Origin of the sequence: Chryseobacterium proteolyticum (genome assembly GCF_046591535.1) — a bacterium.
GTDB lineage: Bacteria > Bacteroidota > Bacteroidia > Flavobacteriales > Weeksellaceae > Chryseobacterium > Chryseobacterium proteolyticum.
The window spans coordinates 74,843-99,061 of record NZ_JBJLWK010000003.1; the positions used below are offsets into that span (position 1 = coordinate 74,843).

Annotated in this window: 18 protein-coding genes and 4 pseudogenes; 9 read left to right on the forward strand and 13 right to left on the reverse strand. The window is 36.4% G+C overall.

Translation table 11 applies throughout. The annotated features are described in order from the left end of the window. Positions 1 to 210 precede the first annotated feature (210 nt). From pgi to ACJ5H0_RS11190, 7 genes and pseudogenes are all read left to right on the forward strand, one after another. Positions 211 to 1,852, forward strand: a pseudogene (gene pgi / locus ACJ5H0_RS11160) (glucose-6-phosphate isomerase). 28 nt (positions 1,853 to 1,880) lie between these two features. Next, the gene (locus ACJ5H0_RS11165) at positions 1,881 to 2,765 is read left to right on the forward strand and encodes a bifunctional 5,10-methylenetetrahydrofolate dehydrogenase/5,10-methenyltetrahydrofolate cyclohydrolase (protein WP_172281290.1); all 885 of its coding nucleotides are present in this window, start codon (positions 1,881 to 1,883) and stop codon (positions 2,763 to 2,765) included. Between the two features lie 7 nt (positions 2,766 to 2,772). After that, complete coding sequence (locus ACJ5H0_RS11170; protein ID WP_172281292.1) at positions 2,773 to 3,402, forward strand: 7-carboxy-7-deazaguanine synthase QueE; 630 nt, start codon at positions 2,773 to 2,775, stop codon at positions 3,400 to 3,402. A 107-nt stretch (positions 3,403 to 3,509) separates the two neighbouring features. Continuing rightward, positions 3,510 to 4,817: an exopolysaccharide biosynthesis polyprenyl glycosylphosphotransferase gene (locus ACJ5H0_RS11175; protein ID WP_411249608.1), complete on the forward strand. Its 1,308-nt coding sequence runs from the start codon at positions 3,510 to 3,512 to the stop codon at positions 4,815 to 4,817. Positions 4,818 to 4,851: 34 nt separating this feature from the next. Further along, positions 4,852 to 5,604: an MlaE family ABC transporter permease gene (locus ACJ5H0_RS11180; protein WP_172281304.1), complete on the forward strand. Its 753-nt coding sequence runs from the start codon at positions 4,852 to 4,854 to the stop codon at positions 5,602 to 5,604. After that, a pseudogene (locus ACJ5H0_RS11185) lies at positions 5,604 to 6,420 on the forward strand (ABC transporter ATP-binding protein). The gene ACJ5H0_RS11180 and the pseudogene ACJ5H0_RS11185 overlap by 1 nt, the downstream one beginning before the upstream one ends. Further along, complete coding sequence (locus ACJ5H0_RS11190) at positions 6,404 to 7,021, forward strand: outer membrane beta-barrel protein (protein WP_172281307.1); 618 nt, start codon at positions 6,404 to 6,406, stop codon at positions 7,019 to 7,021. Before ACJ5H0_RS11185 ends, ACJ5H0_RS11190 begins: the two are co-directional and overlap by 17 nt. A gap of 38 nt (positions 7,022 to 7,059) precedes the next feature. Here the strand turns inward: ACJ5H0_RS11190 and ACJ5H0_RS11195 are convergent. Then, positions 7,060 to 7,372: pseudogene (locus ACJ5H0_RS11195) on the reverse strand (hypothetical protein). A 65-nt stretch (positions 7,373 to 7,437) separates the two neighbouring features. Then, the gene (locus ACJ5H0_RS11200; RefSeq protein ID WP_172281311.1) at positions 7,438 to 8,244 is read right to left on the reverse strand and encodes a M48 family metallopeptidase; all 807 of its coding nucleotides are present in this window, start codon (positions 8,242 to 8,244) and stop codon (positions 7,438 to 7,440) included. A 106-nt stretch (positions 8,245 to 8,350) separates the two neighbouring features. Between ACJ5H0_RS11200 and ACJ5H0_RS11205 the strand changes: the two genes are divergently transcribed. Next, a complete protein-coding gene (locus tag ACJ5H0_RS11205) occupies positions 8,351 to 8,890 on the forward strand; it encodes a DUF4251 domain-containing protein (RefSeq protein WP_411249611.1) in 540 nt (179 codons plus the stop codon). A gap of 48 nt (positions 8,891 to 8,938) precedes the next feature. Here ACJ5H0_RS11205 and meaB read toward each other — a convergent pair whose 3' ends face one another. Continuing rightward, positions 8,939 to 9,883 (reverse strand): methylmalonyl Co-A mutase-associated GTPase MeaB, encoded by a 945-nt coding sequence (meaB, locus tag ACJ5H0_RS11210; protein WP_411249612.1) that lies wholly within the window; start codon positions 9,881 to 9,883, stop codon positions 8,939 to 8,941. 141 nt (positions 9,884 to 10,024) lie between these two features. Between meaB and ACJ5H0_RS11215 the strand changes: the two genes are divergently transcribed. Further along, positions 10,025 to 10,627 (forward strand): c-type cytochrome, encoded by a 603-nt coding sequence (locus ACJ5H0_RS11215; protein WP_411249613.1) that lies wholly within the window; start codon positions 10,025 to 10,027, stop codon positions 10,625 to 10,627. A 16-nt stretch (positions 10,628 to 10,643) separates the two neighbouring features. Here ACJ5H0_RS11215 and ACJ5H0_RS11220 read toward each other — a convergent pair whose 3' ends face one another. The 10 genes and pseudogenes from ACJ5H0_RS11220 to ACJ5H0_RS11265 all read right to left on the reverse strand — a co-directional run bounded on the left by ACJ5H0_RS11220 (position 10,644) and on the right by ACJ5H0_RS11265 (position 24,101). Beyond that, a complete protein-coding gene (locus ACJ5H0_RS11220; RefSeq protein ID WP_411249615.1) occupies positions 10,644 to 10,979 on the reverse strand; it encodes an enolase C-terminal domain-like protein in 336 nt (111 codons plus the stop codon). Between the two features lie 4 nt (positions 10,980 to 10,983). Beyond that, positions 10,984 to 11,640, reverse strand: a complete 657-nt coding sequence (locus tag ACJ5H0_RS11225; RefSeq protein WP_411249617.1) for an enolase-like domain-containing protein — start codon at positions 11,638 to 11,640, stop codon at positions 10,984 to 10,986. Between the two features lie 137 nt (positions 11,641 to 11,777). Further along, positions 11,778 to 14,378 carry a T9SS-dependent M36 family metallopeptidase gene (locus tag ACJ5H0_RS11230; protein WP_411249619.1) on the reverse strand — a complete coding sequence of 867 codons (2,601 nt, stop codon included), beginning with the start codon at positions 14,376 to 14,378 and terminating at the stop codon, positions 11,778 to 11,780. 98 nt (positions 14,379 to 14,476) lie between these two features. Then, a complete protein-coding gene (locus ACJ5H0_RS11235; RefSeq protein ID WP_411249621.1) occupies positions 14,477 to 14,962 on the reverse strand; it encodes a tetratricopeptide repeat protein in 486 nt (161 codons plus the stop codon). A 23-nt stretch (positions 14,963 to 14,985) separates the two neighbouring features. Next, positions 14,986 to 15,648 carry a peptide chain release factor H gene (prfH, locus tag ACJ5H0_RS11240; protein ID WP_411249623.1) on the reverse strand — a complete coding sequence of 221 codons (663 nt, stop codon included), beginning with the start codon at positions 15,646 to 15,648 and terminating at the stop codon, positions 14,986 to 14,988. Position 15,649: 1 nt separating this feature from the next. After that, positions 15,650 to 16,195 (reverse strand): nucleotidyltransferase family protein, encoded by a 546-nt coding sequence (locus tag ACJ5H0_RS11245; protein ID WP_411249625.1) that lies wholly within the window; start codon positions 16,193 to 16,195, stop codon positions 15,650 to 15,652. Positions 16,196 to 16,275: 80 nt separating this feature from the next. Then, a complete protein-coding gene (locus ACJ5H0_RS11250) occupies positions 16,276 to 17,667 on the reverse strand; it encodes an RtcB family protein (protein WP_411249627.1) in 1,392 nt (463 codons plus the stop codon). A gap of 1,123 nt (positions 17,668 to 18,790) precedes the next feature. Beyond that, positions 18,791 to 20,915 (reverse strand): annotated as a pseudogene (gene scpA, locus ACJ5H0_RS11255) (methylmalonyl-CoA mutase). A 134-nt stretch (positions 20,916 to 21,049) separates the two neighbouring features. After that, a complete protein-coding gene (locus tag ACJ5H0_RS11260; protein WP_411250337.1) occupies positions 21,050 to 23,536 on the reverse strand; it encodes a reprolysin-like metallopeptidase in 2,487 nt (828 codons plus the stop codon). A gap of 7 nt (positions 23,537 to 23,543) precedes the next feature. Next, positions 23,544 to 24,101, reverse strand: coding sequence for a hypothetical protein (locus tag ACJ5H0_RS11265; protein WP_411249629.1), 558 nt, complete (start codon positions 24,099 to 24,101; stop codon positions 23,544 to 23,546). Positions 24,102 to 24,219 lie beyond the last annotated feature (118 nt).

Below are 24,219 nucleotides of genomic sequence, written 5' to 3' on the forward strand. Positions count from 1 at the left end.
TTTATAATATATTGAAAATTAACAAATATTAATCTCACTTCCTGGCTCAACAATCATGAAAAGGATACAACATCAGGATGATCACCATAATTTTACATTTTACCATGGCCAATTTTTCCCGGAGGTTTTATTTTTCCTTAAATTTGCATTTTAATCTCAAGATTCCATTAAAATTATTGATTCTCAACCTAGAATTTTAACTTTGAACATATGCTATCAAAAATAAATCCCATACACACCAACAGCTGGAAAGCCCTTGATGAACACTTTGCAGGAAATGATTTCGACTTAAGAACCCTTTTCGCATACAATGAAAATCGTTTTGAAGAGTTCTCAATAAAAAAAAGAAAATTTTCTTTTTGATTACTCTAAAAACCTGATGGATTCAAGGACTAAAGAATTGTTGTTGAATTTAGCTGAAGAATGCCAGCTAAAAGACGCCATTTCTAAAATGTTTAGTGGTGACAAAATCAATGAAACAGAAGGGAGAGCAGTTCTTCATACAGCTTTAAGGGATTTTTCGGATAAGGAAATTTTGGTAGATGGAGAAAATGTAAAGCCTCACATCAGAAGAGTCCTTGACCATATGAAATCTTTTTCCGAGAAAATAATTTCCGGAGAGCATAAAGGATTTAGCGGAAAAGAAATCACGGATGTAGTTAATATCGGAATCGGAGGCTCTGACCTTGGTCCTGTGATGGTATGCTCTGCGCTAAAACACTTCAAAACAAGGCTGGACGTTCATTTCGTATCTAATGTGGACGGAAACCATATTGCAGAAGTCGTTAAAAATTTAAATCCTGAAACAACTCTGTTTATCGTTGCTTCCAAAACTTTTACAACCCAGGAAACAATGACTAATGCCAACTCTGCAAAAGATTGGTTTTTACAAGCTGGAAAGCAGGATGACGTTGCCAAACATTTCGTAGCTTTATCCACTAATATTGAAGCAGTTAAAAGCTTCGGAATCGCAGAAGATAATATCTTTGAATTCTGGGACTGGGTTGGCGGAAGATATTCTCTTTGGAGTGCTATCGGACTAAGTATTGTTCTAGCAGTAGGTTATGAAAACTTCGAAGAATTGTTAAAAGGAGCTTTTGATACTGATCAACATTTCCAGAACACAGACTTTTCAGAAAACATTCCGGTTTTAATGGGTCTCATTGGCATCTGGTACCGTAATTTTTATGCTGCAACTACTTATGCTATTTTGCCTTATTCCCAGTATCTTGACAGATTTGCTGCGTACTTACAACAGGGAGATATGGAAAGCAACGGAAAATGCGTAGACAGAAATGGTGAATTTGTGGAATATGAAACAGGTCCTATTATCTGGGGAGAGCCAGGAACAAATGGACAGCATGCATTCTATCAGCTGATCCACCAGGGTACGGAATTAATTCCTGCTGATTTTATAGCCTATGCAAAAAGTAGTAATAAGGTTTCTGATCACCAGGACAAACTACTGGCTAACTTTTTCGCTCAGACGGAAGCGCTTGCTTTTGGAAAAAATGAAGAAGAAGTAGAGGAAGAATTAAGAAATTCAGGAAAATCGGATGAGGAAATAGAAAGGCTGTTAAACTTCAAGGTCTTCCACGGAAACACACCAACTAACTCCATATTATTCAAAGAATTAACTCCTTTTTCATTAGGCCAGTTAATAGCAATGTATGAGCATAAAATCTTTGTTCAGGGAGTGATCTGGAATATCTTCAGTTTTGATCAATTCGGAGTAGAGCTTGGAAAGGTATTAGCCAACAAAATTCTACCTGAACTGGAGAATGATGCAACTATTGGGTCACACGATAGTTCGACTAACGGGCTGATCAATTATTATAAGGACAATAAATAAAGAAAGTAATATCTAATAAAAAAGTAAAATGGCAGAAATTCTTGACGGACTAAAAGTATCCAAAGAAATAAAAGCAGAAATCAAGACAGAAGTTGAAAAGATTCTTGAAAGCAAAAGAAGAGCACCTCATTTGGTGGCCATCCTTGTTGGAAACAACGGAGCAAGCAAGGCTTATGTAAATGCTAAAGTAAAGGATTGCGAGGAAGTAGGTTTTCAATCCAGCCTTATTAAATTCCCGAGTACGGTTTCCGAATCTGAATTACTGGAAAAAATCGATGAGCTGAATAAATCTAAAGCTGTGGATGGATTCATCGTTCAGTTACCTTTACCGGATCAGATTGATCAGGAGAAAATCATTAATGCTATTGATCCAAGAAAAGATGTTGATGGATTCCATCCTGAAAATTTCGGGAAAATGGCATTGGAAATGGATACCTTCTTACCTGCTACCCCTTTTGGAATTTTAACATTATTAGAAAGATATAATATTGAAACTAAAGGTAAAGACTGTGTAATTATCGGAAGAAGTAAAATCGTAGGGAGACCCATGAGTATTTTGATGGGAAGAAAAGACTTCCCTGGAAATTCTACTGTTACCCTTACACACTCTTATACTAAGGACATTGAAGAATATACTAAAAAAGCGGACATTGTCATTACGGCTTTGGGAGATCCTCATTTCTTAAAGGGAGAAATGATTAAAGACGGTGCTGTAATTGTAGATGTAGGAATTACCAGAGTGGATGATGACTCTCCAAAAGGATATTATCTGGCAGGTGATGTAGATTTTGATAGCTGTGCTGCAAAAGCGAGCTGGATTACACCTGTTCCCGGAGGAGTTGGTCCCATGACAAGAGCTATGTTGATGAAAAACACCATCATTGCTTATAAAACTTCAGTCTATAACGACTAATTTAAAAATGAATAAAGAAGAAGATATTTTATTAAATGAAGGTAAAATGCTCCCTGTGATGGAGCATTTTTACACTTTACAAGGTGAAGGAGCACACACAGGAAAAGCCGCTTATTTTATACGATTGGGTGGCTGCGATGTAGGTTGCCATTGGTGTGATGTAAAGGAAAGCTGGAATCCTGATCTTCACCCATTGATGAATGCGGAAGAAATTGCAGAAACAGCAGCAAAACATTGTAAAACCATAGTTTTAACCGGTGGTGAACCTTTGATGTGGAATCTGGATATTTTAACCTCCAAGCTAAAGGGCTTGGGATGTACCATACACATTGAAACTTCGGGGGCTTATCCTGTAAGCGGACAACTGGACTGGATCACCCTTTCTCCAAAGAAAACAGGTCTTCCAAAAGAAGATGTATATGAGAAAGCCAGTGAACTGAAGGTAATTATTTTCAATAATCACGATTTTGCATTTGCACAGGAGCAAGCTGCTAAGGTTTCAAAAGATTGTAAGCTGTATCTTCAAAGTGAATGGAGTAAACGTGATGAAATGTATCCGAAAATTACTGATTTCATTTTAGCAAATCCGGAATGGCAGGCCTCAGTTCAGACGCATAAATATCTTAATATCCCGTAAAAATTACATATCTTAGCTCCTGACATCCCTTATATAGCGATAGATGCAGAGAATTCGATACTCTAGATATTTAAAATCGATTATCCTTTTGCTTGACCTTTTGGTTATTGCATCTGTTTTTATTTTCTTTTTTTTTAAGCAGAAACCGGGATCTTATACACGACAAGGATATTTGGTACGAAAATTCGTTCCCATTGCTTTTGTTGATCTCTTTTTGGATTCTGCTGAGTGGAAGAACCAAAATTTACAATATAAGAAGAAACCTTACCTACACTACTTTTATAGAACGTATTGTTACTCATTTTATATTGTTTGTAATTGGTCTTGTATTAATAAGAAAGGTAAGTAATAATAAATTTTTCAGTTCAGAGCTTTCTTGGTTGTCGCTGTACCTGTTTTCTTTTATATTGATTACAAAATCCATTATTTATTTTGGAATAAAATATCTGAGATCTATAGGAATTAACAACAGGAATGTGATGTTTCTAAGTGAGAACAGCTCTACGAATGTTTTGAAAAACATATTGAATGAAAGGAAAGACTTCGGATACAGAATTTTTGAATACCCTACTGAAATAATTCAGACCCAAGAACTTCAGTCCTTCTGGAAGAGCAACGGAATACATACATTATTTCTACCACTGGAAAATACATTTACCTCTCAGATGGAGGATGAGATTTTCAGATTAGCTGAAGCAAGCAAGGTGCATATTTCGCTGATCCCTAATATATCTCAGACTGATCTTTTTACTTACGACCTGGGATATGTAGAGACTCAGCCGGTTCTCAATCAGGCAAAGTATCCTTTGGATTATTATTCCAATTACCTTTTAAAAAGATTGTTTGATATCGTTTTTTCACTTGTGGTTATGATAGGTATCTGCTTGTGGTTATTTCCGATAATTGCAATTTTTATCAAGCTGACGTCAAAAGGGCCTGTTTTTTTCATACAGAAAAGATATGGTTTTCATGAAGAAGTATTTAGCTGTATAAAATTCAGAACAATGGTGGTGAATGATGAGTCAACAACGAGAACAACATCGGAAAATGACGCAAGGATCACAGGGATTGGTAAGCTTCTCAGAAAAACAAGCCTGGATGAGATGCCACAGTTTATTAATGTATTAAGGGGAGAGATGTCAATTGTAGGACCACGTCCTCATATGCTGGCAGTAGATAATTATTATAAACCCAAAATAGGAAGATATAGTCTTAGAAGTACTGTAAATCCAGGGATTACAGGTCTTGCACAGGTAAACGGGCTCAGGGGCGATTCCGGGGATGTGGAGGTTGAAATGAAAAAGCGGATACTGGCTGATGCCTTCTATGTAAGAAACTGGAGCTTCATCCTGGATCTTATTATCATTTTGAAAACTATTTTACTGGTTTTAGGTGGAGATAAAAACGCAAAATAAAGAATGCTTAATAAAAAAAGTCTAATTTAGCAGAATGTTAAAAAAGTTTTTCACAGCCGTAGGGGAATATATTATTCTTCTTGGTAAATCTATGCAAAAACCTCAGAAAATGAGGGTTTTCTGGAAGCTGTTCATGAGAGAAATCAATGATTTAGGGGTCAACTCATTCGGGTTGGTTATCTTTACATCCATATTTGTGGGAGCTGTAGTTGCCATCCAAATGTTCAATAACTTTGATGCTTCTTCATTTCCCATTCCTACTTCGTTCGTGGGATACGCTACAAAAGCAGTGCTTGTACTGGAATTTTCACCCACCATTATCAGTTTGATTCTGGCGGGAAAAGTAGGCTCATATATTGCATCCAGTATAGGTACAATGAGGGTTTCAGAACAAATTGATGCATTGGATATCATGGGAGTTAACTCACCCAATTTTCTGATACTCCCTAAAATAATTGCGTGTATCATTTTTAACCCGCTTCTCATTGCAATCAGTATTGTATTTGGTATAGGCGGTGGTTATATTGCCGGAATTTTAACAGGAAACTGGACGGAATCCGACTATATTACGGGGATACAGATGTATATGCCTAATTTATTCGTTTACTATGCATTTATAAAAACGATCGTTTTCGCTTTTGTTATTGCAACAGTTCCTTCATACTTCGGTTACTTTGTAAAAGGTGGTTCACTGGAAGTAGGTAGAGCGAGTACACAAGCCGTGGTTTGGACAATGGTATTTATTATCATTTCCGAATTAATATTAACCCAATTAATATTAAGCTAATGATTGAGGTAAAAAATCTTAAAAAAAAGTTTTGATGATGTTGAAGTACTTAAAGGAATTTCAACTTCTTTTGATAAAGGGAAAGTAAATCTGATTATCGGGCAAAGTGGATCGGGAAAAACAGTATTTCTTAAGAGTTTACTAAATGTATATCAGCCTTCCTCAGGTGAAATTCTTTTTGATGGTAAAGACATCAATACAATGACCCGTGAAGAAAAGCAGCACCTGCGATCGGAAATCGGAACGGTATTCCAGGGAAGCGCTTTGTTTGACTCTCTGACAGTGGAGGAAAACATTATGTTTCCTCTTGATATGTTTACCAATTTAAGTTTCAGGGAAAAGAAAAAAAGAGTTTTTGAAGTTATTGGAAGAGTACATCTCGATAAAGCCAACAAAAAATTTCCATCCGAAATTTCCGGAGGAATGCAAAAACGGGTGGCCATTGCAAGAGCCATTGTGAACAATCCTAAATACTTGTTTTGTGATGAGCCAAATTCAGGACTGGATCCCTATACATCCAATGTAATAGATGATCTACTTCTCGAAATAACAAAAGAATATAACACAACAACGATCATTAATACACACGATATGAACTCCGTAATGACGATAGGTGAAAAGATTGTCTATCTGAGATTAGGAATCAAAGAGTGGGAAGGAAATAAAGACATTCTGATTACAGCAGGCAATAAAAATCTTATTGACTTCGTTTATTCTTCAGAGCTATTTAAAGAATTGAGAGTGTATTTACTTGAAAATAATAAAACTATTGATAATACGATCACAAAACTAGACGAAAATGAAACAAATATTTAGTATAGCGCTATTAAGCCTTTCGATGTTTGCTTCTGCACAGATTTCTCTTGCAGGTAAGGCAAACTTAATTTTTCCAACAGGATCTCCATCGTGGAAAAATATCTCCAATACGGCAAGTGCGGCAATAGACAATAAGGGAAAGAATAATGTAGGATTTAATATTGGACTTTCATTAAAAGCTAACCTTCCGATGGCATTTTTCCTGATGCCGGAATTGTATTACACCACCTTTAAAAATGAATTCACGGATCCTGTTTCCAATACTACATTCGATGTTAAAAACAACCGTATCGATTTACCGGTACTTGTAGGTCATAAAGTATTAGGGGATATGCTGGGTGTATTCATTGGACCTGTTGCCAGCTATAACCTGGCTAAGGAGGATACATTTAATGATTTTAAAGAAAATGCAAGAGATAATTTTACTGTAGGATACCAGTTCGGAGCTCAGCTTGAAATTAAAAAACTTCTTATCAACGCAAGATATGAAGGTGCATTTAGTAAAGATCAAAGAAATTTTGTAAACAGAGTATCTGGTGAAGAAATCAGATATGATAATCGCCCTAATCTCTTTATGGTAGGTTTGGGTTATAAATTTTAACCGAAAGAAAATAACAACTATTAAAAAATCCTCAGGTATTATACCTGAGGATTTTTATTTTGGTTTTCTAATTCTGTTTGTCGTTTTGCAATTTCCACAGCTTGTTTTTCCAACTCTTCTTTCTCTTTCTGTAGCTGCTTAAATTCCCTTCTTCTTTGCTCTTCTTTAATAGCAGATCCTTTACTCAGATAGCCTACCATTCCACCTATGATAAGCCCGATCCCAATTCCCCCCCATAATTCCCATAATATGAGAAAGCTTGATCTGTTCAACAGCAAAGTCTGTTGTTAAATAAAAAAGTAAAGCTGATACTGCTAAAAGTATAAGGCCTGTAATTGATATACTTTTCATAATGTTGTGTTTTTGGTGATTTAGTCTTTACTAATGTAGTGAAATTTTAGCAAAGCTGAATTTGATTAAATTTTCCCACCTGCATTTTTGTAATATTCCAATGCTTTTGGTAAATCTTTTTGAATATCTGATATTCTCGTTCCCGGACTTGGGTGAGTAGAAAGAAACTCCGGCTGTCTGCTTCCAGAAGATGCAGCTTCCATTCTGTTCCAGAAAGGAATTGCCTCCCTTGGATCATATCCGGCCATAGACATCAGATACAATCCCATCTGATCAGCTTCCGACTCCTGATTTCTTCCATATTTTAACAAAGCAACCTGCGAACCAATCGGATATACTTTCTGGAAAATATTAGCCCATTGGGAATTAGAAATAGTTCCGCCTAATATAGTCCCGCCGTATTGCGCTACCATTGCCTGGGAAATTCTTTCATTTCCATGTCCTGCCAAAGCATGAGAAACCTCATGGCCTAAAACTACTGCCAGTCCGTTATCATTTTTAGTTACCGGTAATATTCCTGTATATACAGCTACCTTTCCACCAGGCATACACCAGGCGTTTAATTCATTACTCTGAAGAAGGTTAAACTCCCAGCTATAGTTTGCCAGATCTGCAGATCTTCCGATACTCTGATAGTATCTTTCAGCAGCTCCTTTTATTCTTGTTCCTACGTTTACCACTCTTTTAGCATCTGCCGTCCCTGATATAATCTTTGATTTGGACAATGTTGTTCTATACTCCTGAGATGACATCGTTAATATTTCAGAATTATTTGCCAACTGCAACGAAGATCTACCCGTAATAGGGTTCGTGGTACAAGCTACAACTGATAAAGCAATTGCTCCTATTCCTAATAGATAAGTTAATTTCATAGTTTAAGTGTTAATAATTCAACTTTAACAATTATTATTCCAAAAAGTTTTACAACCCATATATTTGCATACATTTTGCTATTTAAATTTAATAATTATTAAGGTCATGAAAAAATATATTTCACTTATATATATTTTGGGATTTATCTTCTTTTTTCAAAGTTGTGCTTCTCAAAATACCGGCGATTCTAAAACTACAGATTCGCTGATTAATTCGCAGGAATTTACGTTCCACGCAGAACGGGCAAACCCTACCAACTATGATGTTATCAACATTATGAATTCCATGCCCAACTCAACATCGACAAGAATTCTTCAGCTTAACGGCAACTACACGGTAGAGCTGAGAAAAAACAAGTTAGAAGTTACCCTTCCTTATTTCGGAAGACTATTTAACCCCACTTATGGTAATACCAGCAGCAACAGCTACAGGTTCACTTCGAAAGATTATACGGTGAATAAATCCCAGAATAAAAAAGGAAACTGGATTGTAAGAGTTAAGCCTAATGATGTAAACAATGTAGACGAGATCATTATTGAGGTTTATAAAAACGGAAAAGCATTTACTTCTGTACGAAGTAATGACAGACAGCCTATATCATATGATGGATTTGTTTCTAAGAACGAGCCTGAACCCGCTCCTTAATCTTCACGGGTCCCGTTAGATAAAAATCTTTCTACAAACAATTTAGCTTCAGTACTTGGGTTGGAAACCATTGCTGAAGCATTTTTTTTTATGATGCAAATAAGCTTCTTCTACGGAATCACTCTTCTTCATCATGGCTAAAATATATTCCTGAACCCAATATTCAAAACGTTTTTCAGCCTGTTGAACTCTGATTTCATCAAATGTTCCGGCCTTCTTTTTAAGATCAATAAATTCAGCTAATGTATCGTAGATTTCACCCAGTCCTTCATTATGAAGTGCAGAACCTAATAAAATAGGAACTTTCCAGCCTTTTTCTTTTGGGGGAATAAAATCGAGCGCCCTTTTTAATTCAAGTTTGGTGGTTTTGGCTTTTTGTAAATTACTTTCTTCAACTTTGTTAATAAAAATAATATCTACCATCTCCATGATCCCTCTTTTAATTCCCTGAAGCTCATCTCCTCCACCAATAATCTTAAGAAACAGGAATACGTCTGTAATATCGGCAACCAGAACTTCAGATTGTCCTACCCCTACAGTTTCAATAAGGATATAATCATATCCTGCAGCTTCACAGATCATCATGGTTTCAAAGGTTGTATTGGCAACACCTCCTAAAAACCCGGAACTCGGGGAAGGCCTGATAAAAGCGTTTTCTTCTTTTGCCAGCTCTTCCATCCTTGTTTTATCTCCAAGAATGCTTCCTTTGTTGATTGCCGAACTCGGGTCAATTGCAAGAACTGCCACTTTTTTATCATGAGCAATAGCCAGTCGTCCAAAATTTTCAATGAAAGTAGATTTTCCTGCCCCCGGAACTCCAGTAATTCCGATCCGTATGGAATTTCCCGTAAATGGCATAATTGCCTTTAGTAATTCGTCTGCCTGGAGGCGATGTTCGGCTTTTTTGCTTTCAACTAAAGTAATAGCTTTTGCGATCAGACGTTTATTTCCTGATCGTATTCCTTCCACCAAGTCTTCTGTTGAAAATTTCATTAGGTCAAAAATATAAAAATAAGCATCAAACTACCTCATAAAGCTCTTTTAATTTTATTTCTTCTAAATTAAAACTACACCTGATTTTATCAATAGCATAAGGAATTTGCTACATTTGTTATCAATCAAATATAAGAAACAATGAAAAAAATAATCGCTATAGCATTTTTTACTGCTGTTCTGGTATCATCATGCACCTCAAAATCATCAACGGCAACTTCAGCTATAGGCCCTGCAGTATCTACTGCTGAACAAATCGCTCAGGGAAAGACCATTTTTGAAAGCTCTTGTACGAGATGTCATAAACTACCGGATCCCACATCACATAATCCGGTTCAATGGGTAGGAATTATGAACTCTATGGCTCCAAAAGCAAAACTCACTGACGAGCAGCATCAATGGGTATATGATTATATTGTTTCTGTAAAAAAAATAATCATATCTAAAAATATTACAATGAAAAAGTTAGTTTTAAGTATTGTTTTAGGATCTGCATTTATGGTTTCGTGCGGACCGAAAAGTGTAGCAGTAACAGGACCGAAATATACAGCTTCTGAACAACTGACTCAGGGAAAAACCATTTTTGAAAATTCCTGCAACAAATGCCATCAATTACCGGATCCTGCAAAACACGACGACCAGGGATGGATCAAAACGTTAAGCAGAATGGCTCCAAAAGCTAAACTGACTGATGATCAGCATCAAATGGTGTATGATTATCTGATTTCTGTAAATAAAAAATAAGCTTTCAAATGAAAGCTTATTTTTTTAACTCTATTCCCAATCCAGGTTTCTCCGATAAAATTATGATACCCTTTTCTACAAAGTTCCCAGTAGCATAATCATTGGAGATCAGATTTGCCCCGTCGAGATCAACGTAATCGACAAGTCCGGTTAAAACACACCCTGCAGAAATCCCAACTGTAGATTCTGTCATGCATCCTATCATTACTTTGTAACATGAACTTCTGGCTTTTCTTATCATTTCTAAAGCAGGGGTCAAACCTCCGCATTTCATTAATTTGATATTGACACTTCTATAATAAGGTATTAAAGCTTCTAAAGAATCCATCTCCTGACAGTCCTCGTCTGCCATCCAGTTAGCATAAGCATTTTTTTTCTAAAACCTGATAATGGCCGACTGGTCTCGGCTGCTCAAGGTATGTGAATTTTTGCACATCGGAATTTCCCTGAAGCCATAAACAATCATCATCCGTAAAGCTGGCATTCGAATCCAGAGCGATATTCCTGTCCAATTGTAAAAGTCTGGTTACACCATCCTTTTGTAAACCACTGCATTTCACCTTAAACTTATTCCAGATGCTTTTTTCGATTTTTTCGATTTGCTCACCTATAGTTCCTACAGATATAGTAATGGAACTATCCACTAATTTTTTTGAAGAAAGATCATTGAGCTCCATAAAACTCTTATTTTCAAGTTTTCCGAAAAGGTCCCAATAGGCGCAATCTAAGGCAGATTTTAAAAAGGGGTGTAAATCTGAAAAAGAAAGAAATTGATAAAATTCTTTTGGGTGTTCAATTTTTCGTGCTTCAATTCCGGAACGGATTTCATTTAATTTTGAAACCAACATGGTCAGATTAATCTTATAATAATCAATGGCAACACACTCTCCATATCCTTTACAATTATGGTGAGATAATTCGATAAGCAAACTTTCTCTGGTGTTATAATTACCATAAGCTATTGAGAAAGTTTCTTTTAATCGAAGGGATTTGATTTCAAAACGCAGTTCCATACATTAAAGCTACAAAAAAAGCTGTCTCAAAAGATCAACAATACTCTCCAATCTCCAGAATGACAAAGCCATCAGACAGAATTTCGAAAGTAAAAGTGTTCTTGAAACAACCTTATTCTAATCTTAACAATTGTTTTTTACTTTACAATTAACTTTTCAATTTGACTTTTAAGTCCTTGTTTAATATGAACCATATATACTCCTTTAGGAAAACTTTTTGTAGAAATGGCTTTTTTAGATTCTGGCATTCTTGAATCAGTAATCACCACTTTTCCCGACATATCAAATACTCTTATTTCTACTTCATCTTTTGATTTACTTATATTTCCAACAAAGAACTCATCATAAGTAGGATTAGGGAATATAATAAATTGATTATTGGCAAGGTTACTTTCCTTAGTTGCAAGCACACTATCACAGTCCGATGGAATAGTAAAATCTTCTACTTGATCAGTTCCCACCGTTTTACTTCCCGCAGAAGCATTTACTCCTAATCCTCTTTTGGCAAATGCTTTCCAAATCATACATTTATCTTCTCCTCCATTTCCTATAGCATCAGCTTGAAGAATAGCATCTCTACCATCAATAAAGGTTGGACTACATGGTTGCAGCTTAAGCCCATCAACCACAATCTGTAATGCTTTTGCATTACCGGATGTTGGGTTTGCCAATACATCACTATTATATCCATACTTTTCAACATACTTCCAGGTAAGATCCCAGAGCATGGTAGCCCAAATAAATCCTACACCATGAGGAACTACAGCAGTATTGGTACTATTATATGTATACCCGTTTACAGAAAAATCCGGAGAATACTTAGCCGGTCTGATCCCAACTCCTGTAACTGGCTGCCCTTTCGGATAAGTTCCTACACCTCTTGCTAAGGATGATGTGTCACCTGGTCTTGTAGTCAGCATCAAGGCAAAGTAGTCTGACCATCCTTCCCCCATTTGTTCAATGGTATTAGTTGTCGATAGACAACTGTATCCCTGACCGGTTAATCTATTTGAAATACCATGACCGTATTCATGAGCAATAATTCCGTTATCAAAACTCGAATGTTTAAATCCATCATAATCAAAGTCCAATGTGGCATTAATAGCATTGCCATTGTTAAGCTCTCCAACCAGAAAAAGCCCCTCTGTTTTCCCAATGTTTATAGAAGGAATATTGACTTGAGATCCATAGGATCCAGCACCCATGCTTGTGGGAGTATCATTAGAAGGTCTATAGACTATTACACCAACAGCACCTGCATTCTGAGCATTCAATACTTTGAGACCATACTCACAACTTGTACTTGTTACAATTGCAATTTTGTTTGTAAGACTACCCGGCGCTGGCGCTGTACATGCATCTGTAGGTGATGAAACAATGAGGTCTCCTGTCACTGGCGGGCCAAAAACCGGTCCAAATCCTGCTCCACCTGTTAATACTTTTGGTCTGCTAGTAATTGATGCAGGAGTGTTGTATTGATACCTTATGATAGGATCATCAGGAGTCTGTGTTCTATCATAAAGATACATCTGCATTCTTGGCGCTAAAACCTGGGGCTGCCCTCCAACAACCCTTTCATAACCTGAACTAAAATTAGCATTGTTAAGTCCACTTCCATCAAAAGCCTCTGCTCTCACGGCATCATTCCCTATTCCACCATTATTAAAGTTATTCGTCTGAAAGTTTCTCGCCGTTTCTGTGAATCCGAATTTATAAAATATATCATGCATTTTATTGTTCATATAAAACAAATTGGTGATAGCAGCGTCTTTGTAGGCAAAAGGATCATCATACCTTCCATCTGCAAAAGGAAAATCGAAATTAAGCGTGCTTCCTCCATCTGGTGAATATCCTGGAACATTGGCATTATTTTGATCTGAATAGGCATAAACATTGTTTCCTCTCGTGTTTGTGTAATTATTTGTCCCATCCGAATGCCATCCCTCGGGAGATGCTTGTACATCCCATGGATTATTAATAGTTGAACGAGAACCAAATGTGGGAGCTTCCAGAGGTAAAGGAAAAATATTATAGGAAGCATTGGAAGGAGGAAACAAGCTATTAACCAACTTTGTATTTGGGATTTTATTAGCCACTCCTTGAAGCATTTGTACATTATTCATCTTTTCAGTTGCCTCCAATCCGTTAGAGGCTTCGTGCGGATGGATATTCCGTTCAAAACTACAATCAAGTGTCAGGTTATCCTTACTAAGTATTTCTCCACTACTCGCATTGGCAATTACATGCCAAACATCTGACGTATTTTTATCTGAAACAAATAACTCTTTAGATAAAATATATAATCCATTTTTCTCAAAATATACATCTGTCAAATAATCTATGTTTGCGATTTCGCGTAATCCCAATTGCTGCTTGAGAAACTCCTTTGAAAGGCTTTTCAAAACTTTTGGCTGATTAGCAATAACAATATTTCTACTAAAGGTATTTTTTTCGGAAATGATCTTATCATTTTTTATAATGACTTTGCCTAAAGCATTATAAACCCTAAGTCCATTGTAAGTTTGTTGAACATCCAAAATATTAGCGTTCAAACTTTTGGAAGAATCATTATTTAAAATCTCAATCCCAACCTGGCTATTATTACCGCTCTTTAAATTTAGCTGTCCATTTCTTTTGTAAAAATCATGAATGATATTTTCAGAATTCTGAGCGTTCATTTTATCAAAACAAAAAAGCATCACCACAGACACAGGCAATAAAAATAATTTTTTACTCATAAATATAATTTTTAAGCAATAAATATACAATTTTTACAGAATATCCTTAATGAAAACTACTGCTTTTAATCAAAAAAATACTCTTATGTTCAAATTCTTTATTTTTTCGGCATTTTTGATTTAATAAATTTAACCCGTTCTTCAAGAATATCAATCATTTCCTTATTATAGCTGTATTTTCTGGCTTCTTTTAATGGTTTCAAAGCTTTCCTATATTCCAATCTGATCTCAAACAATAAAGATTTATGAATTAATATTCTGGACTTATCAATCCCTTTGATCTTTAAAGCGTACTCAATCAATTTTTCTGCCTCATCAAGATCTTCATTATCTAAAAGACATTTAATATAATATTGGGGAGTATTAAGATTTGAAACATTATGAAACATTGCCTCTGCAAAATATAATTTTGCTTTTTCATAATCTGTTAACATTTCACTGTATATTCTCCCCATCAGGCAAAGGCTGTCGGCGTCTTCCGGATCGTAGGATAAAGCATAGTTTAGAGCTTCCAGACAAGAAGGAAGACTGTATGGATAGTTATCCAATGCTTCAAAATAATATTTATTTTTAGTTAAGGTCATTTTTTAAATTTTTAAGTTCATTCTTAAGACTGCTCCTTGTTTTTTTTAAAGGATTTATCTTTATAATTATGTTTAAAATCCGTCCCTGAAAAAGTACGGATAGGATTTCCCCTTTGTACCTGCAGATAATGGGTCCAGGTTTCCTGCATCCTATTGGCCATTTGTTGAATATTTAATTCCATTACTTTTTCCTTTAATCTCATAACAGAAAGTTTTTTATTCTCCAACTGCGACCTTGAATCCTGTGCAAAAACACTTATTCCTGTCGGAATATGGGTAGCCCTTACCGCAGTATTTACCTTATTGACATTTTGCCCTCCGCTTCCCTGGCTTCTTGTCGTTTGGAACTGAATATCCTTTTCGCTAAAACCCACCTCGTGAGTGTTTTCAATTTCAAAGATTCCAATAAACCAGTTGCTCCGTTTATGCAGTTTTCTAAAGGTACTTCTTCCGCTCCAACAGATACTTCCCAACCAGTTTTTTAAAAATCCGGATGTATCCTTTCCTTTTAAAAGAAGGGTAACCGATTTTAGGGTCAGATTTTCATCCCCGTTTTCTCTGTGGATGATTTCGTATTGTATTTTTTCCTGTTTTATTTCTTCAAGGAATACTTTCAAAACTTTAGCAACTACCCATTGGCATTCTAAAGGTCCTCTTCCCGAAGTGATTTGTATAAGTTTGTCCATTTTATTTTGGTATTTCACTTAATCTTGGGTGCCCCACTGGATCAATTCCTTTTTCCAACAAATCCCTGGCGGTTATCACTGCCCAGCATTTGTCACTGGAATGAATATTTCTGTAAAAAGTAAGCAACACTTCAGGCTTTACAACCGTAAATCCATTGGCTAATATGGTTTCCAGGTCATCCCTTTCAAAAAAATCGATGGTAATTCTATGGAACTTCCCGCTTTCCAATTCTATTGTTTTTTCATATCTCCTAAAATTTTCCTCACTTGGCAGATGGTCATATCGCGTCCATACCTTCTGAAAGCCTTCTTTCACAAGCAGCATTACCACATCCGCAACATCTTCTTTCTTTACAAAAACATCAATATCCTTATGATCATGGGCGTGTTTATACTCTGTATGTCCTTTTTCAGACATAAAGTGCCAGGCCCAGCCTCCCGATAAAATGATTTTATTTTTTAATTTTTCTAAAATTTCAAGTCCGTATTGAATTCTAAATTCCGGCCAGACTTCGCCGTATCTTTTTATATTATGTGGTGCTCCCATTTCTCTTTTTTTAATTAAAAATTGATGGTTAATAGTTGCCAGCTAAATTTCTTAACTGACAACTAAAAACTATCATTTGATTATTTATCCATTCTCACGATCCGTGGTTGAAATGTTCCCAGAATATCCACCAATCCACTTTGTGCGTTCATGACCTCATTGATGTCTTTATATGCCATAGGAGCTTCTTCTGCATTTCCACCCATAAGCACAACATTCTTTAGCTTGAGCTCTTTTTTAATATCATTCTGGGTGAACATATTCCTGCACTCTCCTCTGGAATACGCTCTTCCTGCACCATGAGAAGCAGAATTGAGCGCATCAGGGTTTCCTTTTCCACGAACAATAAATCCCTTTGCTGTCATAGATCCGGGAATCATCCCCAGCTCATTTTCATTGGCAGGAGTAGCCCCTTTTCTGTGGACAATTACCTCTTTTCCATTATGAATTTCCTTCCATGCAAAATTATGGTGGTTCTCAATTCTTGCTTTCACTCTTCCTCCTACGGCTTTTACAAGCCTTCTATGAATATCATCATGGCATGCTGAAGCATAATCCCCTGCAAGGTTCATTGCTGTCCAGTATTCAAGTCCCATATGGGTATTCAGATCCAGCCATGCAAAATTTTGAGCTTCTTTAGGTAAAGGACATTGCTCTATCGCAACCCTTGAATAATACTGTGCTATCTCCGCTCCCAATCCACGCGAACCGCTGTGTGAAAGAATACCCAGATATCTTCCTTTTGGCAGACCTATCTGTACTTCTTCCTCTGTAATTTCAACCTCCCCAAATTCTACAAAATGATTTCCCCCGCCAGAAGATCCCATTTGCTTGATTGCTTTTCCTTTTAATCTCCTTAAAATAGGAATTAAATCAAATGTATCACGATCAAAGATCTCATGTTCAATATGTGATTTATGGGTTTCATACATCCCGAATTTGGTATGTTCAGCCAACGCTTTTTCATATTTATCTTTAGCGCCGTCCAGATATGAAATAGGTGTATCCAAAATACTAAGGCTCATTCTACAGCCAATATCCATTCCCACTCCATAAGGAATCACTGCGTTTTCAACGGCAAGCACTCCTCCTATGGGAAGTCCGTAACCACTATGTGCATCAGGCATCAGGGCTCCCTGAGTTGCTATTGGTAATTTTAAAGCAGTATATAACTGATTCTTTGCTTCTTCAGAAATATGGTTACCAAATATCTGAAATGATGCTCTTTGTGTATTCAGCATTCTCTTTTCTGTCTTTTTTGAAGAAAGTAAGGCCTCTGCAATTTGTCCGAAGGTCAAATCTTTCTCAAAGTTCTCCGGATGAAGCATAATTTCTTTTAAAAGTGCTTTAACATAATGGATATTCTTTGTTGCAAAATTTCTTTTCATGACTTCCAAAGCTATATTGACACTTTGATTATTTGGATAGCCTAATTTTAATATATCTTTTCCTTTAAGTTTTAAATTTCCCATTGTTTTAAATTTAGTTATGAGATGCCAGATACTGAGTCATAGACTTCTAAGCATACAGACACCATTCAACTATTATTTTAGTTGATTTGTAATAACATCATAACCAGACAGAGATTTTTCTTCCGTCTGAATGATCCTATTGTAGCCTTTCCAGTAAAACGGATTGAATAAAAATTTCTATGTATTAATGAAATTTCATTTCTCCTGAATTATTTGGAAGACAAAAAAATGATTAAAAGATTTCGGGGAAACTTAGGTTTCAAATATTGCGCAATAAAAAACCCGAAATCTATACGACTTCGGGTTCTGATATTTCAATATACTATTGTTCTATGAGTGTACCAAACCACGAAGCCTTACCACCATAAGGGGCAATCCAACTGTAGAATTCTTTTGAAATTTGAACATTTGCTTCGTTGTTTTTAAATGGTTAAACTTTATTTTCAGGTGCAAATATATACAATTTTCTGAAAAGTAATCATTTAATTATAAATTTTTGAAAAATAAAAAGCTTCAACAGGTTTCCTGTTGAAGCTTTTTATCTGCATGTATTACTTTAATCTTTAGAGCCGAAAGTATCCATTCTTGCATCCATGCCTCTACTGTTAGGACGGTATACTCTTTCCGGGTCCAGAAAATAAACGTTGTGTTTTGCTTTAGCAATGATCCCTTTATAAACGTCTTCCGGTAAACCTGCAGTATCTTTATCTGTTGATTGATTCGTATTCTGTGCTTCTTTTTTAACTTCTATAGCACCACTTTCATTTAAAATGACCTTTGCTTTTCTGGCATCCTCTATATTTTCCGTATAGACGATTATATTAATTTTACCTATACTTCCTTCTCTATAAGCTGTAAGCAGCTCTATTTCATTTACAAAAATATGGTCCCAAAAACTTTTTGTCTTCTCATCTTCTTCGTAATCATCTGCCGATGTTCCGTTTTCTAATTTTGATTTTGAAACAATGATATCCGCTTCTTTAAATCCTTGATTCTGTAGTTCTTTTTTTTATTCCTTCTACATCTGCATTAGCAGGGAATATTGAAATTACTGTATAAGCCATATCTAAATTTTTCACTTAAAAGTGCAAAAACCATACAACAATGGCCAATATTAAAATATTTAACTTTTGTTTAGAAACTTATCCAGGATCTCTACAGCGCATTTAGGAAGATTGGTTCCGGGGCCGAAAATAAAGTCTGCACCGTTTGCGTAAAGAAATTCATAATCCTGCTGAGGAATAACCCCACCTACTACAATCGTTACATCATCTGCCCCTAATTTTTTTAATTCTTCCACGACCTGTGGAACGAGAGTTTTATGACCCGCTGCGAGAGAAGACACTCCTAAAATATGAATATCATTCTCTACAGCTTGTTTTGCTACTTCTTCCGGAGTCTGAAATAAAGGAGCTACATCCACATCAAATCCCATATCGGCAAATGCTGTTGCCACTACCTTAGCACCACGATCGTGTCCATCCTGTCCCATTTTGGCAACCATTAATCTTGGGCGACGTCCTTCTTCTTCCTCAAATTTTTGAGTGAGATGAAGGGCTTTTTCGAAATATTCATTTTTACTCGCATTCATTGCATATACTCCTGAAATTGTTCTGATATTGGCTTTGTATCTTCCAAAGCTCTCTTCCATCGCATCACTCATTTCACCAAGTGTCACTCTTCTTCTTGCCGCTTCAATACATAAAGCTAAAAGGTTTCCTTTACCTGTTTTTGCACTCTCTCTGATCTCATTTAAGATCTCTTCAACAGCTTCTCCATTTCTTGTTTGCTTAATGGAATCCAGTCTTTCTATCTGTTTTCTGCGAACTTCCGTATTATCGATATCAAGGATCTCAATAGGCTCTTGTTTCAGAGCCGATTTAAATGAATTGACACCAATGATAAATTCCTCACCGCTATCTATTTTTGCCTGCTTTCTGGCTGCCGCTTCCTCAATTCTCATTTTAGGAATTCCTGCTTCAATTGCTTTCGTCATTCCTCCTTCCTGTTCCACCTCATCGATATACCTCATTGCCTCCTCAATCATCTGCTGGGTAAGACTTTCCACCAGATTGCTTCCCCCCCATCGGATCCACCACATCACAAATTCCACTTTCCTGCTGTAAAATAATTTGGGTATTTCTGGCAATTTTTGCTGAATAATCTGTAGGTAAAGCAATCGCTTCATCCAATGCGTTGGTATGTAAGGATTGTGTTCCTCCTAATGCTGAAGATAATGCTTCAATAGCAGTCCGGGTAATATTATTAAAAGGTTCCTGCTCTGTAAGTGACCATCCTGATGTTTGAGAATGGGTTCTCAGCGCTAAAGATTTTGGATTCTGAGGGTTGAACTGTTTCAAAAGATTAGCCCAGATGTATCTTGCAGCACGCATTTTAGCTATTTCCATAAAATGGTTCATGCCTATTGCCCAGAAAAAAGAAAGTCTTGGGGCAAAATCATCCACATTCATTCCCGCTTTAATTCCTGTCCTTACATATTCCAAACCATCTGCCAATGTATATGCCATTTCAAGAACAGGGGTTGCTCCCGCTTCCTGCATATGATAACCAGAAATCGAAATAGAATTGAATTTGGGAATGTATTTAGATGTATATTCAAAGATATCCGCAATGATCTTCATGGAAGGGGTAGGCGGATAAATATACGTATTTCTTACCATGAACTCTTTCAGAATATCATTCTGAATGGTTCCTGAGAGCTGATCCTGTTGAACACCTTGTTCTTCTGCGGCAACAATATAGAACGATAAGATTGGTAAGACCGCACCGTTCATCGTCATGGAAACCGAAATCTGATCCAGAGGGATTTCATTGAATAAAATCTTCATATCCTCAACGGAATCAATGGCAACCCCGGCTTTCCCAACATCTCCCACAACTCTTGCATGATTGGAATCATATCCTCTGTGGGTGGCAAGATCAAATGCTACAGACAATCCTTTTTGCCCTGCTGCCAGGTTTCTTCTATAGAATGCGTTAGACTCTTCAGCGGTAGAAAATCCGGCATACTGACGTATTGTCCAAGGTTTTTGAACATACATCGTTGAATACGGTCCTCTTAAATAAGGTGAAATTCCGGGAGATGTCTCTGTAAGAGCTTTATCTTTAACATCTTCATGGGTGTAGGATGATTTTAATTCTAACCCATCCTTTTCGAAATTATAAATCTCACCTTCTTTAGGCAAAATATCCAGATTCAGTTTTCTTACAGAAATTGTCTTTCGCATTTCAATAATTTTATCCCCGTAAAGTTAATTTTTTTGAATGAAACATGAAACTACAGTTAAACACCTGTTATTAAAACCAATAGCTAAATAAAAAGCCGGACAATTGTCCGGCTCCGATCTAATTTTTAACTTTATTATTTCTTAATCAGCTTTGTACTGTATGTTTTAGTTTCACCGGTAATGGTAATAACATACATTCCTTTAATAAGTGAAGCTACATTAATTCTTTGACCTTCCAGTTTACCGCTTTGTACTAGTCTTCCTTCAGCGCTGTAGATCTTATAATCTGCTTTTCCTTTAAGATTTTTAACTTCAACAAAGGTATCGGCAGGATTTGGATAAATCTCAATTTCAGATTTTGTTCCTTTTACTTCATCCACAGCAAGTGCTCCTGTAATTTTTACAGAAAAGTCTCTAAAAGAACCCGTTGAAATTACTCCACCGCCACCTACCGGAATAGAGGAAGTACCACATGGCCCAGTGGCAGGATTAAAGAAAGTACTTGCCACTCTCATTCTTAATGTTTTGTCACCTGAGTAGGCAGTTGCAGGTACCGTAAATACAATCGTCCCATCATGGAAATTAAGATCATTTGCAGCATTATAAACAGGAACGGCACCACTAGATCCTATCTTTTCTGAGGCTTCAAAAGTACCATTTCTATTATAATCAATCCATATTTCTAACCAGTCATTATAAGTTCCAAGACCATGACCTAAATTTCTAAATGAAATAGTATATTGAGTACCTTTTGTTAAGTTGATTAATTTACTGGCATCTTCACTAAAATCCAAATAGGTTCTAGCTGCAGTATTCAAGTTACCTGAGAAATAATTAACATTAGCCAGATTTAATTGAATAAGCCCGCTGTAGTAGGGTGCAAGAAGATTATTCCCTCCTGTAGTCATCAAACAGTAGTCAACTCCTGTTCTTAAACCTTTCGTTTTGAAAGTATAATTCGTAGAGAATGTTCCAGGTACATTGTTTACTACAGCTGCAACTTGGGTTTCATAACTGGTTTCGTCTTCAAGACCTGTTAAAGAAACAGAATTAGTATTACTTACCGCATTAGCCCAATTTACTTCACCAACTTTTCTATAGTTAATAGAATAAGTATTAGCTCCGGGAACACTGTTCCAAGAAACTCTTGCCGTGGTCTTTAAAATTTCAGAAGGCAGTACGAAAACTCCTGTAGGTGCATTAGTCGTTGATGTAGGTGCTGTTCCAATAGTAACCTGAGGAGACACCGCATAAAATATATTTCCAATTGCTGATATTCTAAACTTAACAGCACCTGTTAAATTACTTGGCATTTGTGCGGAATAATTGCCTGTATTGGGAGTAGTAGCTACCAGATCAGTCCATGTATTTCCGTTATCGGTTGTATAATCTATTTTCACATTGGTAACATTATAAGGAGCTGCATTGGTATTAGCCACCTCCCATTGGATCGTGTTTGAAGCATTATTATATAATACCGAGGAAGCAGTTAATCCGTTAAATTTAAATGGTCCATCATTACCAACTGTTACACTAGTCTCAGAAGAAGATAACATTGGTCTTACAGTATTCTCATCTCTTACTGTCACTGCATAGTGTAAAGTTCTAGGCACATAAGGAACTGTTTCCCATGTTGCTTTATTGGTAAGAGTACCATTCATTACTAAAGGCAGACTTGGAAAATATCTTCTTCCACTTGCTGTTCCAAAGAAAGATCTTGCTAAGGATCCCTGAGTATTGTATCCCCATCCACTATCTCCTGAAATTGAAGCGAAGTCATCAACACTGTCATATTGTTCCCATGTATATTTCAATGGGTCATTTTGAGCATCTGTTGCTACTGCATCTAAATAATATGCTGTTCCTTTTGGAATGCTATAAGATGTAAGAGGAGAAATTACAGGTGGAGTATTCGTTGTAATATCTTGAGATATACCACAAGCAGCCGGCTTACCTTCAAGATTTGTTAGTATTTGATTGATTGAAGCATAGTGGAAATAAGCATCGGAATTCATTTGTACATTGTCCTGTGTAATTCCTGCATAACTCATAATCGTTGTTCCACCCCCAGGTTCTACATTCACTCCTGAACCTTCAGTGCTTTTTGAGAAAGTATGGTTTCCCCCTAACTGATGCCCCATTTCATGGGCAACATAGTCGATATCAAAAGTATCACCACTTGGATTTCCATTTGAAGGAGAAGTAAATCCGGAACCTTTACCTTCTGGCTCTGCAGTCGACGGATCTACACAAATACACCCAACACATCCTGCATTTCCCCCTCCTCCATCAGCTCCGAATAAGTGTCCAATATCATAATTAGCATTTCCTACATTGGCTGTTAAAGTATTTTGTAATTCTAAGTTCCAAGCTCCTGCCGATCCAGCAGCAGCATCAGAATATGGATCTGTAGCAGGGTTACTATAAACAATTGTTGGCAAATCCTGAACAATTAATTTAACTCCAAAATCTTTTTCAAATACTCCGTTTACACGAGTCATCGTCGTATTCATCTGTGCAACAGCACCAGGTACTCCGCCAAAATGCTGGGTATATTCACTTGTAACAGACAGTGCAAGCTTATATGTTCTATACTTTGTACTGGAAGGTCTACTTGTAATTCCTACACTAGAAAGCTTTTTTTTTTCCGTTACCCTCCAGCGTCTTTATATCTTTAAAGCTCTTTTCCTCACTTGTACATTCAAACCCATGATCTCCTTCAGTCCTCTTGGTTTTGTAAAAGACTCCATATGTCTGCTTATCTGTAGAAATAGGTTCTATAAATTGAAATACGCCATCCTTAATAATCATAGATTGCATTTCAGTCGGCGAGGTACTGAATCTTACATATTTGGAAGGATCATCAATACCTACCCCAACATATGAACCTAACTGATATCTATCTGCCAGAGATTTCTCCATAACAGGATTACTGTACACAGCAAACTTTTCAATTTTTCCCTCTACGGTAGGCAAATTAATAACAACAGGTTTGGCATTGTTTCCTGTTTCAACAGCATCTTTTAATAAATTTCTAAGCGAAGTTAAATCTACTTTATAAGCATATTTAACCTCTACTTCTTTTCGTAACTGGGAAGTCTTTTGAGATACGGATTCCCATCTTTGAGCATAACTACTGGTAAGTCCAGCAGCTAGTGCACAAATAAGTAGAACTTTCTTTTTCATAAATTACATTTATTTTAATAAAAACGTTAAGCATTTCAACAAAAATAAAAACAAAAAATACTAATAACACATCAAAAAAGTTAATAATCAACTAAAGCATCAATTTAACCCCTCCTTA

What these genes read in the sequence shown, in the direction of transcription:
- ACJ5H0_RS11165 (WP_172281290.1), top strand. Translation starts at nt 1,881, where the DNA reads ATGGCAGAAATTCTTGACGGACTAAAAGTATCCAAAGAAATAAAAGCA.
- ACJ5H0_RS11190 (WP_172281307.1), top strand. Translation starts at nt 6,404, where the DNA reads ATGAAACAAATATTTAGTATAGCGCTATTAAGCCTTTCGATGTTTGCT.
- meaB (WP_411249612.1), bottom strand. Translation starts at nt 9,883, where the DNA reads ATGAAATTTTCAACAGAAGACTTGGTGGAAGGAATACGATCAGGAAAT.
- ACJ5H0_RS11180 (WP_172281304.1), top strand. Translation starts at nt 4,852, where the DNA reads ATGTTAAAAAAGTTTTTCACAGCCGTAGGGGAATATATTATTCTTCTT.
- prfH (WP_411249623.1), bottom strand. Translation starts at nt 15,648, where the DNA reads ATGGACAAACTTATACAAATCACTTCGGGAAGAGGACCTTTAGAATGC.
- ACJ5H0_RS11245 (WP_411249625.1), bottom strand. Translation starts at nt 16,195, where the DNA reads ATGGGAGCACCACATAATATAAAAAGATACGGCGAAGTCTGGCCGGAA.
- ACJ5H0_RS11220 (WP_411249615.1), bottom strand. Translation starts at nt 10,979, where the DNA reads ATGGCAGACGAGGACTGTCAGGAGATGGATTCTTTAGAAGCTTTAATA.
- ACJ5H0_RS11225 (WP_411249617.1), bottom strand. Translation starts at nt 11,640, where the DNA reads ATGGAACTGCGTTTTGAAATCAAATCCCTTCGATTAAAAGAAACTTTC.
- ACJ5H0_RS11200 (WP_172281311.1), bottom strand. Translation starts at nt 8,244, where the DNA reads ATGAAATTAACTTATCTATTAGGAATAGGAGCAATTGCTTTATCAGTT.
- ACJ5H0_RS11170 (WP_172281292.1), top strand. Translation starts at nt 2,773, where the DNA reads ATGAATAAAGAAGAAGATATTTTATTAAATGAAGGTAAAATGCTCCCT.
- ACJ5H0_RS11230 (WP_411249619.1), bottom strand. Translation starts at nt 14,378, where the DNA reads ATGAGTAAAAAATTATTTTTATTGCCTGTGTCTGTGGTGATGCTTTTT.
- ACJ5H0_RS11265 (WP_411249629.1), bottom strand. Translation starts at nt 24,101, where the DNA reads ATGAAAAAGAAAGTTCTACTTATTTGTGCACTAGCTGCTGGACTTACC.
- ACJ5H0_RS11215 (WP_411249613.1), top strand. Translation starts at nt 10,025, where the DNA reads ATGAAAAAAATAATCGCTATAGCATTTTTTACTGCTGTTCTGGTATCA.
- ACJ5H0_RS11250 (WP_411249627.1), bottom strand. Translation starts at nt 17,667, where the DNA reads ATGGGAAATTTAAAACTTAAAGGAAAAGATATATTAAAATTAGGCTAT.
- ACJ5H0_RS11235 (WP_411249621.1), bottom strand. Translation starts at nt 14,962, where the DNA reads ATGACCTTAACTAAAAATAAATATTATTTTGAAGCATTGGATAACTAT.
- ACJ5H0_RS11205 (WP_411249611.1), top strand. Translation starts at nt 8,351, where the DNA reads ATGAAAAAATATATTTCACTTATATATATTTTGGGATTTATCTTCTTT.